This is a genomic window from Pseudomonas sp. S2_E02 (assembly GCF_054668355.1).
On the sequence record NZ_CP162761.1, the window covers coordinates 4,310,454 to 4,324,387 of the forward strand.

Sequence of the window (13,934 nt, forward strand, 5' to 3'; positions counted from 1 at the left end):
ATGCCCAACCCGGCATGGGTTGGCCGCTTAATCTCTCAGTCATTTGGCGCCAGGCGCCGCGTTTCTTTAGAGGTCTTACCGGCTACACCTACAGTGAAGGAACCGGGCCCCTAGAAAAGAGCGCTGCTTTATACCAGAAAGACTTCGGAGCAACAACATTCGGTGTGCAAACAATCCACAAAAAGGCGCTTTTTCAGCCTGCGAACGCCTTGGATAAAGGCTGGCATCGATTTTTACCACTCGTCGCAGAAAATCGTCCCTACGGGCGATTCAGACTTTTTACCGCGCACCGCGGTCTGAAAAACCGCCATCACTGTGCCCCGAAAATGCAAAAAGGGGATAGTCATTTGTAATCCAGACCTCTAGGGTAGGCCTTTTCCAGACTGCACTTGCAGATGGGCCTTCGATCTGTAAAAGGAAACCGACCATGCGCCTCGCTGCCCTACCCCTGTTGCTCGCCCCGCTCCTGCTGAGCCCCCTGGCCCAGGCCGCCGCGCTGAGCGTCTGCACCGAGGCCAGCCCTGAGGGTTTCGACGTGGTGCAGTACAACTCGCTGACCACCACCAACGCCTCGGCCGACGTGCTGATGAACCGTCTGGTTGAATTCGACACCGCCAGCGGCAAAGTCGTGCCGAGCCTGGCCGACAGCTGGGAAGTCAGCACCGATGGCCTGACGTATGTCTTCAAGCTACACCCGCAGGTGAAGTTTCATACGACTGACTACTTCAAGCCGAGCCGTGAGCTGACCGCAGAAGACGTCAAATTCAGCTTCGACCGCATGCTCGACCCTGCCAACCCGTGGCACAAAGTCGCCCAGAGCGGCTTCCCCCATGCGCAATCGATGCAGTTGCCAGCGCTGATCAAGAAGATCGACGCGCTCGATCCGCTGACCGTGCGTTTCACCCTTGATCACCCGGACTCGACCTTCCTGGCGACGCTGAGCATGGGCTTCGCCTCGATCTACTCCGCCGAATACGCCGACAAATTGATGAAGGCCAACGCCACGGACAAGCTCAACAGCCAGCCGATCGGTACCGGCCCGTTTGTGTTCAACCGCTTCCAGAAAGACGCGGCGATTCGCTACAAGGCCAACCCGGATTACTTCGGCGGCAAGCCTTCGGTAGACCCGTTGATCTTCGCCATCACCCCGGACGCCAACGTGCGCCTGCAAAAGCTACGACGCAACGAATGCCAGATCGCCCTGTCGCCAAAACCGTTGGACGTACAGGCCGCGCTGAAAGAGCCGACACTAAAAGTCGAAAAGACTGACGCGTTCATGACCGCTTTCGTTGGCATCAACAGCCAGCATCCGCCGCTGGACAAGCCAGAGGTGCGTCAGGCCATCAACCTCGCCTTCGACAAGGCCAACTACATCAAGGCGGTGTTCGAAGACACCGCCGAAGCGGCCAATGGCCCTTACCCACCGAACACCTGGAGTTATGCGAAGAACCTGCCGGGTTACCCACATGACGTGGCCAAAGCCAAGGCGCTGATGGTCAAGGCCGGTTTGAAAGACGGCTTCCAGACCACCATCTGGACGCGTCCTTCGGGCAGCCTGCTCAACCCGAACCCAAGCCTCGGTGCACAGTTGTTGCAATCGGATCTGGCGGAAATCGGTATTCAGGCGGAAATCCGCGTGATCGAGTGGGGCGAACTGATTCGCCGCGCCAAGGCGGGCGAGCATGACCTGCTGTTCATGGGCTGGGCCGGCGACAACGGCGACCCGGACAATTTCCTGACGCCGCAGTTTTCCTGCGCCGCGGTCAAATCGGGCACCAACTTCGCACGCTACTGCAACGCCGATCTGGACAAGCTGATCAGCGCCGGCAAGACCACCAGCGAACAAGGCGTACGCACCAAGCTCTATGAGCAGGCGCAGACGCAGATTCAGCAGCAGGCGTTGTGGCTGCCGCTGGCGCATCCGACCGCGTATGCGCTGACACGTAAGGACGTGCAGGGTTACTCGGTAAGCCCGTTCGGCCGACAGGACTATTCCAAGGTCAACCTGAAATAACCTGCCCTGCACATCACCTGTAGGAGTGAGCCTGCTCGCGATGGCGTCATTTCAGTCAACCCATTCGGTGACTGGAAAATTGCTATCGCGAGCAGGCTCACTCCTACAGGGGTTTAGCGTTTGTCCCTGAGAGTTACATCCAGCCACACTCCGCCATCGACAACGGCTCACCATCACCAACGATGAAGTGATCGAGTACCCGCACGTCAATCAACTCCAGTGCCTTTTGCAGGCGTTTGGTCAGCAGCCGATCTGCCTGACTGGGGTCAGTGTTCCCCGATGGATGGTTGTGGCACAGGATCAACGCAGCGGCGTTATTGGCCAAACATCGCTTCACAACCTCGCGTGGATGCACGCTGGTGTTGTCGATTGAGCCGCGAAACAGTATCTCGAAATTCAGTACTTGATGTTTGGAGTCGAGAAACAGGCAACCAAACACCTCATGCGGTTCGTGACGAAGCATCGATTTCAGATAATCGCGAACGACCTGAGGGTTTTCCAAGGCTGGTTTCTGCCGTGATTTCTCAGCCAGATGCCGCCTGTTCATTTCCTGAGCAGCTTGCAGTTGCGCAAACTTCGCCGGCCCGAGCCCCAATTGTTTGCTGAATTCGTCCTGATCGGCCTCAAGCAGCAAACGCAGGCTGCCGAATTGAGTCAACAGATTGCGCGCCAGATCCACAGCACTTAGTCCGGGCAATCCGGTGCGCAGAAAAATCGCCAGCAACTCAGCGTCTGAAAGGCTCGCTGCCCCGTGTTCCAACAACCTTTCCCGCGGACGTTCCGCCGCAGGCCAATCGCGAATACTCATAGCACTTCCCTGTCTGTGGGCGCCGCTGTTCCGTAGCGGTCGCTGTGATATCGTAGCCCATCTTTTTTGCGGGCGAATTCACCCTGGGGAGGGGGTTTCGCCACGTATGTCACCCACGAAATGAAAGGCAGACCTATGCAGCGGCTGTATCGGAAACGCATCGTGCTCGGCGTCGGCGGCGGCATCGCGGCCTACAAGAGCGCCGATCTGGTTCGTCGCCTGATCGATCAGGGTGCCGAAGTACGCGTGGTCATGACCCATGGCGGCGCCGAGTTCATCACCCCGCTGACCATGCAAGCGCTGTCCGGCCACCCGGTCCACCTCGACTTGCTCGACCCGGCTGCCGAAGCCGCGATGGGCCACATCGAGCTGGCGAAATGGGCCGATCTGGTACTGATCGCCCCGGCCACTGCCGACCTGATCGCCCGCCTGGCCCAAGGCATCGCCAACGATTTGCTGACCACCCTGGTGCTGGCCACCGACGCCGTTGTGGCAGTCGCGCCGGCAATGAATCAGGCGATGTGGCGTGATCCGGCGACCCAGGCCAACCTGCAACTCCTGGAAAGCCGTGGCCTGAAGACCTTCGGCCCGGCCTCGGGTAGCCAGGCCTGCGGCGACGTCGGCATGGGCCGCATGATGGAGGCCACCGACCTCGCACAATGCGCGGCGGACTGTTTCCAGCGCCAGGCGCTGACCGGCAAACACGTCGTCATCACCGCCGGCCCGACTCAGGAAAACATCGACCCGGTTCGCTACATCACCAACCACAGCTCCGGCAAAATGGGCTTCGCACTCGCTGAAGCCGCAGTTGAGGCCGGCGCCCGCGTCACGCTGATCAGCGGCCCGGTGCACCTGCCGACGCCGGATCGCGTCACGCGTATCGACGTGGTCAGCGCCCGCGACATGCTCGCGGCCTGTGAGTCGGCGATCCCGTGTGACGTGTTCATCGCCTCGGCGGCCGTTGCGGACTACCGCCCGGAAGTCGTCGCCCCGCAAAAACTCAAGAAAGATCCTACGAGCGGTGACGGCTTCGTCCTGCAAATGGTGCGTAACCCGGACATCCTGGCCACCATCGCGACCCGTCCCGACCGTCCGTTCAGTGTCGGTTTCGCCGCCGAGACCGAACACCTGCTCGACTACGCTGCACGCAAGCTGAAGGACAAGAATCTCGATTTGATCGTCGCCAACGACGTCGCCAACCCGAGCATCGGTTTCAACAGCGAAGAAAACGCCTGCAGCGTGATTGACCGTGCGCTGCACGCCACGGTTTTCGCCCAGACCAGCAAGAGCAAGATCGCTCGCCAACTGGTCACCTTTATCGCCGAACGTCTGAACCAGGTTTAATTTACATGCACGCTTTGCAAGCCAAGATCCTCGACCCACGCATCGGTACCGATTTCCCGCTGCCGCAATACGCCACCCCGGGTTCCGCCGGCCTCGACCTGCGCGCCATGCTGGATCAGGACATCGTGATCAAGCCGGGTGAAACCGTGCTGATCCCCACCGGTCTGTCGGTTTACATCGGCGACCCGAACCTCGCCGCGCTGATCCTGCCGCGCTCGGGCATGGGCCATAAGCACGGCATCGTGCTGGGCAACCTCGTCGGTTTGATCGACTCCGATTACCAGGGCCCGTTGATGGTGTCCTGCTGGAACCGTGGCCAGACCGATTTCACCATGACCGTCGGCGAACGTCTGGCGCAACTGGTGCTGGTACCGGTGGTACAGGCGCATTTCGAAATGGTTGAAGAGTTCGTCGAAACCGAACGCGGCACCGGCGGGTTTGGCCACACCGGCACCAAGTAACCGGAGTCATCTTCTGTAAGAGCTGCCGCAGGCTGCGATCTTTTGATTTTTAAGATCAAGATCAATAGATCGCAGCCTGCGGCAGCTCCTACAGGGGGAAGTTTCAGCAGATCAGCTGAAAGGTTTAACACCGAAAATCAAGGTTTTGCCGGCCGAAAGCCACGCCCGCCGAGGCGTCATGGCCCTTTCATACCACGAACTCTCCGTGGAAAACGCCGTCATACCCTTCAGTTTGAGCCTGCCGTCGAACGATTCGTCGGTCTGTCCCGCCACTTTCGAGATGGAGCATTTCCGTAGATGAGCACCCCAGCCAAGATCGCCCCGAAGCTGCCCGACAGCATTTTCCGCGCCTATGACATTCGCGGCACCGTGCCGGAATTCCTCAATGCCGAAACCGCTTACTGGATCGGCCGCGCCATCGGTTCGCAGAGCCTGGCCCAAGGTGAACCGAACGTTTCCGTCGGTCGCGACGGCCGCCTGTCCGGCCCGGAGCTGGTTGCAGAACTGATTCGCGGCATCGCCGAAAGCGGCTGCCACGTCAGCGATGTCGGCCTGGTGCCAACGCCCGCGCTGTACTACGCCGCCAACGTCCTGGCCGGCAAATCCGGGGTGATGCTCACCGGCAGCCACAACCCGTCGAACTACAACGGTTTCAAGATCGTCATCGCCGGCGACACCCTCGCCAACGAACAGATCCAGGCCCTGCACGAGCGCCTCAAGAGCAACAACTTGAGCAGCGGCACCGGCAGTGTCACTCAGGTCGAGATCCTCGACCGCTACAACACCGAAATCGTCCAGGACATCAAACTGGCACGGCGCATGAAGGTCGTGGTCGACTGCGGCAACGGCGCGGCCGGTGTGATCGCCCCACAACTGATCGAAGCGCTGAATTGCGAAGTCATCCCGCTGTTCTGCGAGGTCGATGGCAACTTCCCCAACCACCACCCGGATCCGGGCAAGCCTGAGAACCTCGTCGACCTGATCGCCAAGGTCAAGGAAACCAACGCCGATATCGGCCTGGCTTTCGACGGCGACGGCGACCGCGTCGGTGTAGTGACCAACACCGGCAGCATCGTTTATCCCGACCGCCTGCTGATGCTGTTCGCCCGTGATGTGGTCGCGCGCAACCCGGACGCGGAAATCATCTTCGACGTCAAATGCACCCGTCGCCTGGTGCCGCTGATCAAGGAATACGGTGGTCGTCCGCTAATGTGGAAGACCGGTCATTCGTTGATCAAAAAGAAAATGAAACAATCCGGAGCGCTATTGGCCGGGGAAATGAGCGGGCACATCTTCTTCAAGGAGCGCTGGTTCGGTTTCGACGACGGTATCTACAGCGCCGCACGGCTGCTGGAGATCCTCAGCAAGGAAAAATCCACCGCGGAAGAGCTGTTTGCGACGTTCCCGAACGATATTTCTACGCCGGAAATCAATATCCATGTGACCGAAGAGAGCAAATTCAGCATCATTGATGCACTGCACGACGCACAGTGGGGCGCAGGCGCTGACCTGACCACCATCGACGGCGTGCGAGTCGATTACGCCAAAGGCTGGGGCCTGGTGCGCGCGTCCAACACCACACCGGTGCTGGTGCTGCGCTTCGAGGCCGATGACGAGGCTGAATTGCAACGCATCAAGGATGTGTTCCACGCCCAACTGAAACGCGTTGCACCTGATCTCCAACTACCGTTCTGATCCACCCGGAGCCCTGAATGACCCTCGAACGCGAAGCCGCCGCCCATACCGCCCAGGTCCTGTCCGAAGCGTTGCCTTACATCCGACGTTATGTCGGCAAGACCCTGGTGATCAAATACGGCGGCAACGCGATGGAAAGCGAGGAGCTGAAAACCGGCTTTGCGCGCGACATCGTCTTGATGAAAGCCGTGGGCATCAACCCGGTCGTGGTTCACGGTGGCGGCCCGCAGATCGGCGATCTGCTCAAGCGTCTGTCGATCGAAAGCCACTTCGTCGATGGTATGCGCGTCACCGACGCCGCGACCATGGATGTGGTGGAAATGGTCCTTGGCGGCCAGGTCAACAAAAGCATCGTCAACCTGATCAACCGTCACGGCGGCAGCGCCATCGGCCTGACCGGTAAAGACGCCGGGCTGATTCGTGCGAAGAAGCTCACCGTCACCCGTCAGACGCCGGAGATGACTCAACCGGAAATCATCGACATCGGTCAGGTCGGCGAAGTGGTCGGGATCAATACCGAACTGCTGAACCTGCTGGTCAAAGGCAACTTCATCCCGGTGATCGCGCCGATCGGCGTGGGTGAGAACGGCGAGTCGTACAACATCAACGCGGATCTGGTGGCCGGTAAAGTCGCCGAGGCACTGAAAGCCGAGAAGCTGATGTTGCTGACCAATATTGCCGGCCTGATGGACAAGTCGGGCACCGTGTTGACCGGCCTGAGCACGCAGCAGGTCGACGACCTGATCGCCGACGGCACTATCTACGGCGGTATGCTGCCGAAGATTCGTTGCGCACTGGAAGCGGTTCAGGGCGGCGTGGGCAGCTCGCTGATCATCGACGGTCGCGTGCCGAACGCGATCCTGCTGGAAATCTTCACCGACACCGGTGTGGGCACGCTGATCAGCAATCGCAAGCGCCCATAAGCGCTGACGTAAACCAAAGACCCCGCTCAGCCTGGCTGAGCGGGGTCTTTTTTTGCACCACATTCCCTGTGAGAGCGAGCCTGCTCGCGAAAGCGGTCTCTGCATCACATCAATGTTAAATGTGAAGCCCTCTTCGCGAGCAGGCTCGCTCCCACAGTGCTCTGCGGTTAAACGCCGAACTGGGCGCGATAGGCTTCCACGGCGGGCAGGTGTTGCTTGAGCTGCGGATCATCGGCAAGGAATTCCAGCACCTGATTCAGCGAAACAATGCTGATCACCGGGATACCGAAATCACGCTCGACTTCTTGAATGGCCGACAATTCACCGTTGCCACGTTCCTGACGGTTCAGCGCAATCAGCACGCCCGCAGCCTTGGCACCGTCCTGGGAAGCGATGATCTGCATCACTTCGCGGATTGCTGTACCCGCCGTGATTACGTCATCAATGATCAGCACATCGCCAGTCAGCGGCGCGCCGACCAGGCTGCCGCCTTCGCCGTGGGCCTTGGCTTCCTTGCGGTTGAAGCACCACGGCAGATCACGGTCGTGGTGCTCGGCCAGTGCCACAGCGGTGGTTGCCGCCAACGGGATGCCTTTGTAGGCCGGGCCGAACAGAACGTCGAAGGGAATGCCGCTCTCAGCGATGGCTGCCGCGTAGAAACGCCCCAGCTGCGCCAGGGCCGAACCCGAGTTGAACAGGCCGGCATTGAAGAAGTAAGGACTGGTGCGCCCGGACTTCAGGGTGAACTCACCGAAGCGCAAAACGCCGCGATCGATGGCAAAACGAATGAAATCGCGCTGATACGCTTGCATGAAAAAAACCCCAAATACCACGGATTTAGCTAATTAGCTTGACGCCGTGTATCATACACGCACGCGATTTTTGGGGCCATTTATGCGGATCATCAGTGTGAACGTCAATGGTATTCAGGCTGCAGTCGAGCGTGGTTTGCTCAGTTGGCTGCAAGCACAGAATGCCGACGTCATCTGCCTGCAGGACACCCGTGCCTCCGCCTTTGAACTGGATGACCCAGCCTTCCAACTGGATGGCTACTTCCTTTATGCCTGCGATGCTGAAGTCCCTGCCCAAGGCGGCGTGGCTTTGTATTCGCGGTTGCAACCGAAGGCTGTCATCAGCGGTCTCGGTTTCGAGACGGCCGACCGCTACGGGCGCTACCTGCAAGCAGATTTCGACAAAGTCAGTATTGCCACCTTGCTGCTTCCTTCGGGGATGAACGGCGATGAGGACTTGAACCAGAAGTTCAAGCTCATGGACGACTTCGGCAAGTACCTGGACAAACAGCGGCGCAAACGTCGCGAGTACATTTATTGTGGCTCGCTGTACGTGGCGCAGCAGAAGCTCGACATCAAGAACTGGCGCGACAGCCAACAATCCCCGGGCTTCCTGGCGCCAGAACGCGCCTGGATGGACGAGATTGTTGGCAACATGGGCTACGTCGATGCCCTGCGCGAAGTCAGCCGCGAAGGCGACCAGTACAGCTGGTGGCCGGACAACGAACAGGCTGAGATGCTCAATCTGGGCTGGCGTTTCGATTACCAGATCCTGACCCCGGGCCTGCGGCGCTTCGTGCGCAGTGCTCGCCTGCCGCGTCAGCCACGGTTCTCGCAGCACGCACCGCTGATCGTCGACTACGACTGGACGCTGACCATCTAAGCGTAGTTTCGCAGTTAAAAATGCCCGTATCGCAAGATACGGGCATTTTTTGTGCCTCACAGTGCAGCAGATTCGAACTCAGACTGCCGCGAAGAACGGTAAGGCCAGATACAGCTTGATCACGATGACATTGATAATGTCGATGAAGAACGCTCCAACCATCGGCACCACCAGAAACGCGATCTGCGAGGGGCCATAGCGCTGCGTCACGGCCTGCATGTTGGCAATGGCAGTCGGCGTGGCACCCAGGCCAAAACCGCAGTGCCCTGCCGCCAGCACGGCCGCGTCGTAGTTGCGCCCCATCATCCGGAATGTCACGAAAATCGCGAACAACGCCATGACCAGCGCCTGCACTGCCAGGATGATGAAGATGGGCAGCGCCAATGCTGCCAGATCCCACAGTTTGAGCGACATCAGGGCAATCGCCAGAAACAGCGACAAGCTGACATTGCCCAGCACCGACACCTCACGCTCGAACACCTGATACAGACCCAACGCCGAAAGCCCGTTGCGCAAGACCACGCCAACAAACAGAACACAAACGAACGTCGGCAACTCGAATGCGGTGCCCTGCAGCAGGCCGTTCAACAGATTGCCCGCCAGCAAACTGACCGCGATCAGGGCGAGTGTTTCTATAAACGAAAACGGGGTAATCGAGCGTTCTTTGTTTGGTTGCTCGAAGCCTTTCGGCAACCGCAGCGGCGCATCCGGACTCTGACAACCGGGCACCTGCACTCGCTTGATGAGCAAGCGCGCGACTGGTCCGCCGATCAAACCACCCAGCACCAGGCCAAACGTCGCGGAAGCCATCGCCAGCTCCGACGCAGATGCCAGACCGTATTTCTCACTGAATACCGTACCCCACGCAGCCCCAGTGCCGTGACCGCCCGCCAAGGTGATCGATCCGGTCAGCAGTCCCATCAATGGATCGAGCCCGAGCATTGTTGCCAGCCCGATCCCCATCGCATTCTGCACTACCAACAATCCGGTGACTGCCAATAGAAATATCCCGACAACGCGCCCGCCTTTCTTCAAGCTGGCAAAGTCTGCACTTAGACCAATGGTGGCAAAAAAGGCCAGCATCAAAGGTGTCTGCAGCGAAGTATCGAAACGAATTTCAATATTGAGCGTTCGCAGCAGCAACAAGATCAAGGCAACTACCAGGCCACCCGCGACAGGTTCGGGAATGTTGTAACTGCGCATGAAACCAACACGCATAACGAGCCCGCGTCCTAGCAGAAGGACTAAGGAGGCGGCCACAAGTGTTCCGTAAAAATCGAGCTGAATCATTGGGATTATTCTTGGCTATATATTCAGAGGCGAGCTGTTTACCTGCACGCGCCTCATGAACCGGCTGATTGTCTCAACACTGATTACTCGGAAATTCAATAGCCTTCGATGGCTTGAATATATCTTAATATTTCAGGAGAAATATTATCCGAGCAACTTTAACAATCGTCGCCTTTGATTCCAAGGCCATGAATCCTAACTAAGCCGATGCAGTTGTGACTAAAAGTGTATATACAGAAAGAGTATCGACCGATCATCGCGATCAGATCATTCCTACCCATAATAACGATTAATTTTGTTGCATTAATAAAATGCCCTGACAGGTCAGGGCATTTGTTTTAAAACTTTTCGAGCGCCTTATTTGATCAGCCGCCAGGTAAACGGATATCGGTAAGGAAAACCTTCATTGGCCTTCACACCGGCGATGATGGTCAATACCAGCGCACCAATGGCCAGTATCCCCAACAGGAAGAACCCGATGATCAGCACCATCAGCAGGAAACAGATCAACGAGGCGATGGCGACGGTGATCTGAAAATTCAGCGCCTCCTTGCCTTGAGCGTCGATGAACGGGTCCGTTTCGCGCTTCATCTGCCAGAGGATCAACGGCCCGATCAGATTGCCGAACGGGATCCAGATCCCCAGCAAGGCGGACAAGTGACAAAACATCGCCCACTGGCGAACCTCCTGGCTCGGTTTGGGCAGCAACTCTTGTTCGTCACTCATCGCGTCCTCCTTGCGGTTATGAACCTGCTCAGTCGGCCAGTGCAGCCTTTTGCAGTTCGAAGATTTCGTTCATGCCTTGCTTGGCCAGTTCCAGCATGGCATTCAAGTCTTCAGGCTGGAACGGCGCGCCTTCAGCCGTACCCTGCACCTCGATGAAACCACCGGTGCTGGTCATCACCACGTTGAGGTCAGTCTCGGCGGCGGAATCTTCAAGATAGTCCAGATCCAGCACGGCCTCGCCCTGATACATGCCAACCGACACGGCACCGATCATCTGCTTGAGCGGATCGCCACCCTTCAGGCCGCCACGCTTCTTGATTACTTTCAGTGCATCAACCAGTGCAACCATGGCGCCGGTGATCGAAGCCGTGCGAGTACCACCGTCGGCCTGAATCACGTCGCAGTCAACGTACAGGGTCACATCGCCCAGCTTGGACATGTCCAGCGCAGCGCGCAGGGAACGGCCGATCAGGCGCTGGATTTCCAGGGTGCGACCGCCCTGCTTGCCACGACTCGCTTCACGCTGGTTACGCTCGCCAGTGGCGCGCGGCAGCATGCCGTATTCGGCGGTCAACCAACCCTGGCCCTGGCCTTTGAGGAAGCGCGGCACGCCGTTTTCGACGCTGACGGTGCAGATGACTTTGGTATCACCGAATTCGACCAGTACGGATCCCTCGGCGTGTTTGGTGTAGTTGCGGGTAATGCGGATCGAGCGGAGCTGATCGGCAGCGCGACCACTTGGACGTTTCATAGGGAATACCTGTACTGGGGACGGAAAACTGCCGAGCATTATAGAGCGCTGCACCGCGCGTGGGCACTCGTTAAAAATCCAGCCCGACGATCGAAGGCCCTGAAACACCCGTTACCGACGGGATGCAGCCCTTTGTCACACCGTGTGTTTGGGCGCATTCGCCGCACTGCGCTACAATCCTGCGCCTTTGCTGCCAGTCGGCTTAAATTCATACATATCGCGCCTGCGGAACACAGGTTTCGCGCCGATCTGCATTTGCGAGGTCACCGCCATGGTGCACAGCATGACCGCCTTCGCCCGCGTCGAAAAAGCCGGCGCACAGGGCACCCTGAGCTGGGAACTGCGCTCGGTGAACAGCCGCTATCTGGAACCGCACCTGCGCCTGCCGGAGTCGTTTCGCGACCTCGAAGGCGCGGTGCGTGAAGCGCTGCGTCAGGGCCTGTCGCGGGGCAAACTGGAATGCACCCTGCGTTTCACCGAAGAAAGCACCGGCAAAACCCTGCAAGTCGATCGCGAGCGCGCCGCGCAGCTGGTCGCAGCGGCTGAGACCGTGGCTGGCCTGATCAAGAACCCTGCCGCACTCAACCCGCTGGAAGTGCTGGCCTGGCCCGGCGTACTGGTGGGCGATGCGAGCGACCCGCAGGCGCTGAATGCCGACGCACTGGCGCTGTTCAATCAAGGCCTGAAAGAGTTGAAGGCCGGCCGCGAGCGCGAAGGCGCGGAGCTGGCACGCCTGATCAACGAGCGCCTGACCTCCATTGAAGAAGACGTGGTGACCCTGCGTGAACTGGTGCCGCAGATGCTCGCGACCCAGCGTCAGAAAGTCCTCGATCGCTTCGCTGACATGAAGGCCGAGCTGGATCCGCAGCGTCTCGAACAGGAAATGGTCATCCTCGCGCAAAAGAGCGACGTGGCCGAAGAACTGGATCGCCTGAGCACCCACATCATCGAAGTTCGCCGGGTGCTCAAGTCCGGCGGTGCCGCTGGTCGGCGCCTGGACTTCCTGATGCAGGAACTCAACCGCGAAGCCAACACACTGGGCTCCAAGGCCTTCGACCCGCGCAGCACCCAAGCCGCCGTCAACCTCAAGGTGTTGATCGAGCAGATGCGCGAACAAGTGCAGAATATTGAGTAAGGCTACCCCGACATGACCCACAGCACCGGCACCCTGTACATCATTTCCGCGCCATCGGGCGCGGGCAAGAGCAGTCTGGTCAAGGCCTTGACCGATGCCATACCGGAAATTCGCGTTTCGGTTTCCCACACCACCCGCGCCATGCGTCCGGGTGAAGTGGACGGCGTGAACTATCACTTCGTGACCCGCGAAGAGTTCGTGAAGATGGGCGAGCATGGCGACTTCCTCGAACGCGCCGAAGTCTTCGGCAACTTCTACGGCACCTCGCAAAGCCGCCTGCAGCAGACGCTGGACGAAGGTCACGACCTGATTCTGGAAATCGACTGGCAAGGCGCCGAGCAAGTACGCAAGCTGATGCCGCAAGCACGCTCGATCTTTATCCTGCCGCCCTCACTTCAGGCCCTGCACCAACGCCTGACCAATCGCGGTCAGGACAGCGACGAGATCATTGACGGGCGGATGCGCGAAGCGGTCAGCGAGATGAGTCACTATGTCGAATACGACTACCTGATCATCAACGACGATTTTGCTCACGCACTGGACGATCTGAAGGCGATTTTCCGCGCCAATCAACTCCAGCAGAAACGCCAGCAAGTACGTTTCGGCAAATTGCTGGCCGAATTGCTCGGATAATCAGCACTTCCCAAAACAGCTGCAAGCGCTTTACATTGGTGCTTGCAGCGCGTTGAAGGGCTTGGTCAAAAAATCAGCGCTTCCCTAATCGCTGGTGTTTTTTTAAACTGTTGAGTCCGCTCGCCCAACCGGGCAGCGCGCATATTGCATTCGCTCCGAGGAATACCATGGCCCGCGTAACCGTTGAAGACTGCCTAGAACACGTGGAAAACCGCTTTGAGCTGGTCATGCTCTCTACCAAGCGTGCCCGTCAACTGGCCACCGGCGGCAAAGAGCCACTGGTTCAGTGGGAAAACGACAAGCCGACCGTTGTCGCCCTGCGTGAAATCGCTGAAGGCCTGATGAGCTACGAGTTCATCGCCAACGCTGAGATCGTCGAAGACGAACCGCTGTTTGCAGCGTTCGAGGACGAGTCCAACGAGGCCGTCTAAGCCTATGCCTGGTCGACGTAGCACGGCGCGGGATCACAGCTTACGGCAG

At 58.8% G+C, this 13,934-nt stretch carries 13 protein-coding genes and 1 pseudogene; 9 read left to right on the forward strand and 5 right to left on the reverse strand.

What is annotated here, in order from left to right; translation table 11 throughout:
- The first annotated feature begins 427 nt into the window (after positions 1–427).
- Complete coding sequence (locus AB4O01_RS19465) at positions 428–2,014, forward strand: ABC transporter substrate-binding protein (protein ID WP_460089265.1); 1,587 nt, start codon at positions 428–430, stop codon at positions 2,012–2,014.
- Between the two features lie 133 nt (positions 2,015–2,147).
- Here AB4O01_RS19465 and radC read toward each other — a convergent pair whose 3' ends face one another.
- Positions 2,148–2,822, reverse strand: a complete 675-nt coding sequence (radC, locus tag AB4O01_RS19470) for a RadC family protein (RefSeq protein ID WP_093429665.1) — start codon at positions 2,820–2,822, stop codon at positions 2,148–2,150.
- Between the two features lie 135 nt (positions 2,823–2,957).
- Here radC and coaBC point away from each other — a divergent pair, with 135 nt between their 5' ends.
- The 4 genes and pseudogenes from coaBC to argB all read left to right on the forward strand — a co-directional run bounded on the left by coaBC (position 2,958) and on the right by argB (position 7,245).
- A complete protein-coding gene (coaBC, locus tag AB4O01_RS19475; RefSeq protein ID WP_007920365.1) occupies positions 2,958–4,166 on the forward strand; it encodes a bifunctional phosphopantothenoylcysteine decarboxylase/phosphopantothenate--cysteine ligase CoaBC in 1,209 nt (402 codons plus the stop codon).
- A gap of 5 nt (positions 4,167–4,171) precedes the next feature.
- Positions 4,172–4,627, forward strand: coding sequence for a dUTP diphosphatase (gene dut / locus AB4O01_RS19480; RefSeq protein ID WP_038359240.1), 456 nt, complete (start codon positions 4,172–4,174; stop codon positions 4,625–4,627).
- A gap of 318 nt (positions 4,628–4,945) precedes the next feature.
- Positions 4,946–6,322, forward strand: a pseudogene (locus tag AB4O01_RS19485) (phosphomannomutase/phosphoglucomutase); the annotation flags it as partial.
- 17 nt (positions 6,323–6,339) lie between these two features.
- On the forward strand, positions 6,340–7,245 hold the full coding sequence (gene argB, locus AB4O01_RS19490; RefSeq protein ID WP_003229488.1) for an acetylglutamate kinase: 906 nt from the start codon (positions 6,340–6,342) through the stop codon (positions 7,243–7,245).
- 167 nt (positions 7,246–7,412) lie between these two features.
- Here argB and pyrE read toward each other — a convergent pair whose 3' ends face one another.
- Positions 7,413–8,057 (reverse strand): orotate phosphoribosyltransferase, encoded by a 645-nt coding sequence (pyrE, locus tag AB4O01_RS19495; RefSeq protein ID WP_008078597.1) that lies wholly within the window; start codon positions 8,055–8,057, stop codon positions 7,413–7,415.
- 82 nt (positions 8,058–8,139) lie between these two features.
- Between pyrE and AB4O01_RS19500 the strand changes: the two genes are divergently transcribed.
- Positions 8,140–8,919 carry an exodeoxyribonuclease III gene (locus AB4O01_RS19500; protein ID WP_007920349.1) on the forward strand — a complete coding sequence of 260 codons (780 nt, stop codon included), beginning with the start codon at positions 8,140–8,142 and terminating at the stop codon, positions 8,917–8,919.
- Between the two features lie 78 nt (positions 8,920–8,997).
- Here AB4O01_RS19500 and gltS read toward each other — a convergent pair whose 3' ends face one another.
- The 3 genes from gltS to rph all read right to left on the reverse strand — a co-directional run bounded on the left by gltS (position 8,998) and on the right by rph (position 11,686).
- Positions 8,998–10,209: a sodium/glutamate symporter gene (gene gltS / locus AB4O01_RS19505; RefSeq protein WP_093429662.1), complete on the reverse strand. Its 1,212-nt coding sequence runs from the start codon at positions 10,207–10,209 to the stop codon at positions 8,998–9,000.
- A gap of 357 nt (positions 10,210–10,566) precedes the next feature.
- A complete protein-coding gene (locus tag AB4O01_RS19510; protein ID WP_007920344.1) occupies positions 10,567–10,935 on the reverse strand; it encodes a DUF4870 domain-containing protein in 369 nt (122 codons plus the stop codon).
- 28 nt (positions 10,936–10,963) lie between these two features.
- Positions 10,964–11,686, reverse strand: coding sequence for a ribonuclease PH (gene rph, locus AB4O01_RS19515; protein WP_016985814.1), 723 nt, complete (start codon positions 11,684–11,686; stop codon positions 10,964–10,966).
- Positions 11,687–11,957: 271 nt separating this feature from the next.
- On the opposite strand from rph, the gene AB4O01_RS19520 reads away from it, so the two are divergent.
- The 3 genes from AB4O01_RS19520 to rpoZ all read left to right on the forward strand — a co-directional run bounded on the left by AB4O01_RS19520 (position 11,958) and on the right by rpoZ (position 13,885).
- Complete coding sequence (locus tag AB4O01_RS19520) at positions 11,958–12,821, forward strand: YicC/YloC family endoribonuclease (RefSeq protein WP_093429970.1); 864 nt, start codon at positions 11,958–11,960, stop codon at positions 12,819–12,821.
- 12 nt (positions 12,822–12,833) lie between these two features.
- Positions 12,834–13,454 (forward strand): guanylate kinase, encoded by a 621-nt coding sequence (gene gmk / locus AB4O01_RS19525; protein ID WP_008078609.1) that lies wholly within the window; start codon positions 12,834–12,836, stop codon positions 13,452–13,454.
- A 167-nt stretch (positions 13,455–13,621) separates the two neighbouring features.
- Positions 13,622–13,885 carry a DNA-directed RNA polymerase subunit omega gene (gene rpoZ / locus AB4O01_RS19530; protein ID WP_003177259.1) on the forward strand — a complete coding sequence of 88 codons (264 nt, stop codon included), beginning with the start codon at positions 13,622–13,624 and terminating at the stop codon, positions 13,883–13,885.
- The last annotated feature ends 49 nt before the right edge of the window (positions 13,886–13,934 follow it).

What these genes read in the sequence shown, in the direction of transcription:
- AB4O01_RS19465 (WP_460089265.1), top strand. Translation starts at nt 428, where the DNA reads ATGCGCCTCGCTGCCCTACCCCTGTTGCTCGCCCCGCTCCTGCTGAGC.
- radC (WP_093429665.1), bottom strand. Translation starts at nt 2,822, where the DNA reads ATGAGTATTCGCGATTGGCCTGCGGCGGAACGTCCGCGGGAAAGGTTG.
- coaBC (WP_007920365.1), top strand. Translation starts at nt 2,958, where the DNA reads ATGCAGCGGCTGTATCGGAAACGCATCGTGCTCGGCGTCGGCGGCGGC.
- dut (WP_038359240.1), top strand. Translation starts at nt 4,172, where the DNA reads ATGCACGCTTTGCAAGCCAAGATCCTCGACCCACGCATCGGTACCGAT.
- argB (WP_003229488.1), top strand. Translation starts at nt 6,340, where the DNA reads ATGACCCTCGAACGCGAAGCCGCCGCCCATACCGCCCAGGTCCTGTCC.
- pyrE (WP_008078597.1), bottom strand. Translation starts at nt 8,057, where the DNA reads ATGCAAGCGTATCAGCGCGATTTCATTCGTTTTGCCATCGATCGCGGC.
- AB4O01_RS19500 (WP_007920349.1), top strand. Translation starts at nt 8,140, where the DNA reads ATGCGGATCATCAGTGTGAACGTCAATGGTATTCAGGCTGCAGTCGAG.
- gltS (WP_093429662.1), bottom strand. Translation starts at nt 10,209, where the DNA reads ATGATTCAGCTCGATTTTTACGGAACACTTGTGGCCGCCTCCTTAGTC.
- AB4O01_RS19510 (WP_007920344.1), bottom strand. Translation starts at nt 10,935, where the DNA reads ATGAGTGACGAACAAGAGTTGCTGCCCAAACCGAGCCAGGAGGTTCGC.
- rph (WP_016985814.1), bottom strand. Translation starts at nt 11,686, where the DNA reads ATGAAACGTCCAAGTGGTCGCGCTGCCGATCAGCTCCGCTCGATCCGC.
- AB4O01_RS19520 (WP_093429970.1), top strand. Translation starts at nt 11,958, where the DNA reads ATGGTGCACAGCATGACCGCCTTCGCCCGCGTCGAAAAAGCCGGCGCA.
- gmk (WP_008078609.1), top strand. Translation starts at nt 12,834, where the DNA reads ATGACCCACAGCACCGGCACCCTGTACATCATTTCCGCGCCATCGGGC.
- rpoZ (WP_003177259.1), top strand. Translation starts at nt 13,622, where the DNA reads ATGGCCCGCGTAACCGTTGAAGACTGCCTAGAACACGTGGAAAACCGC.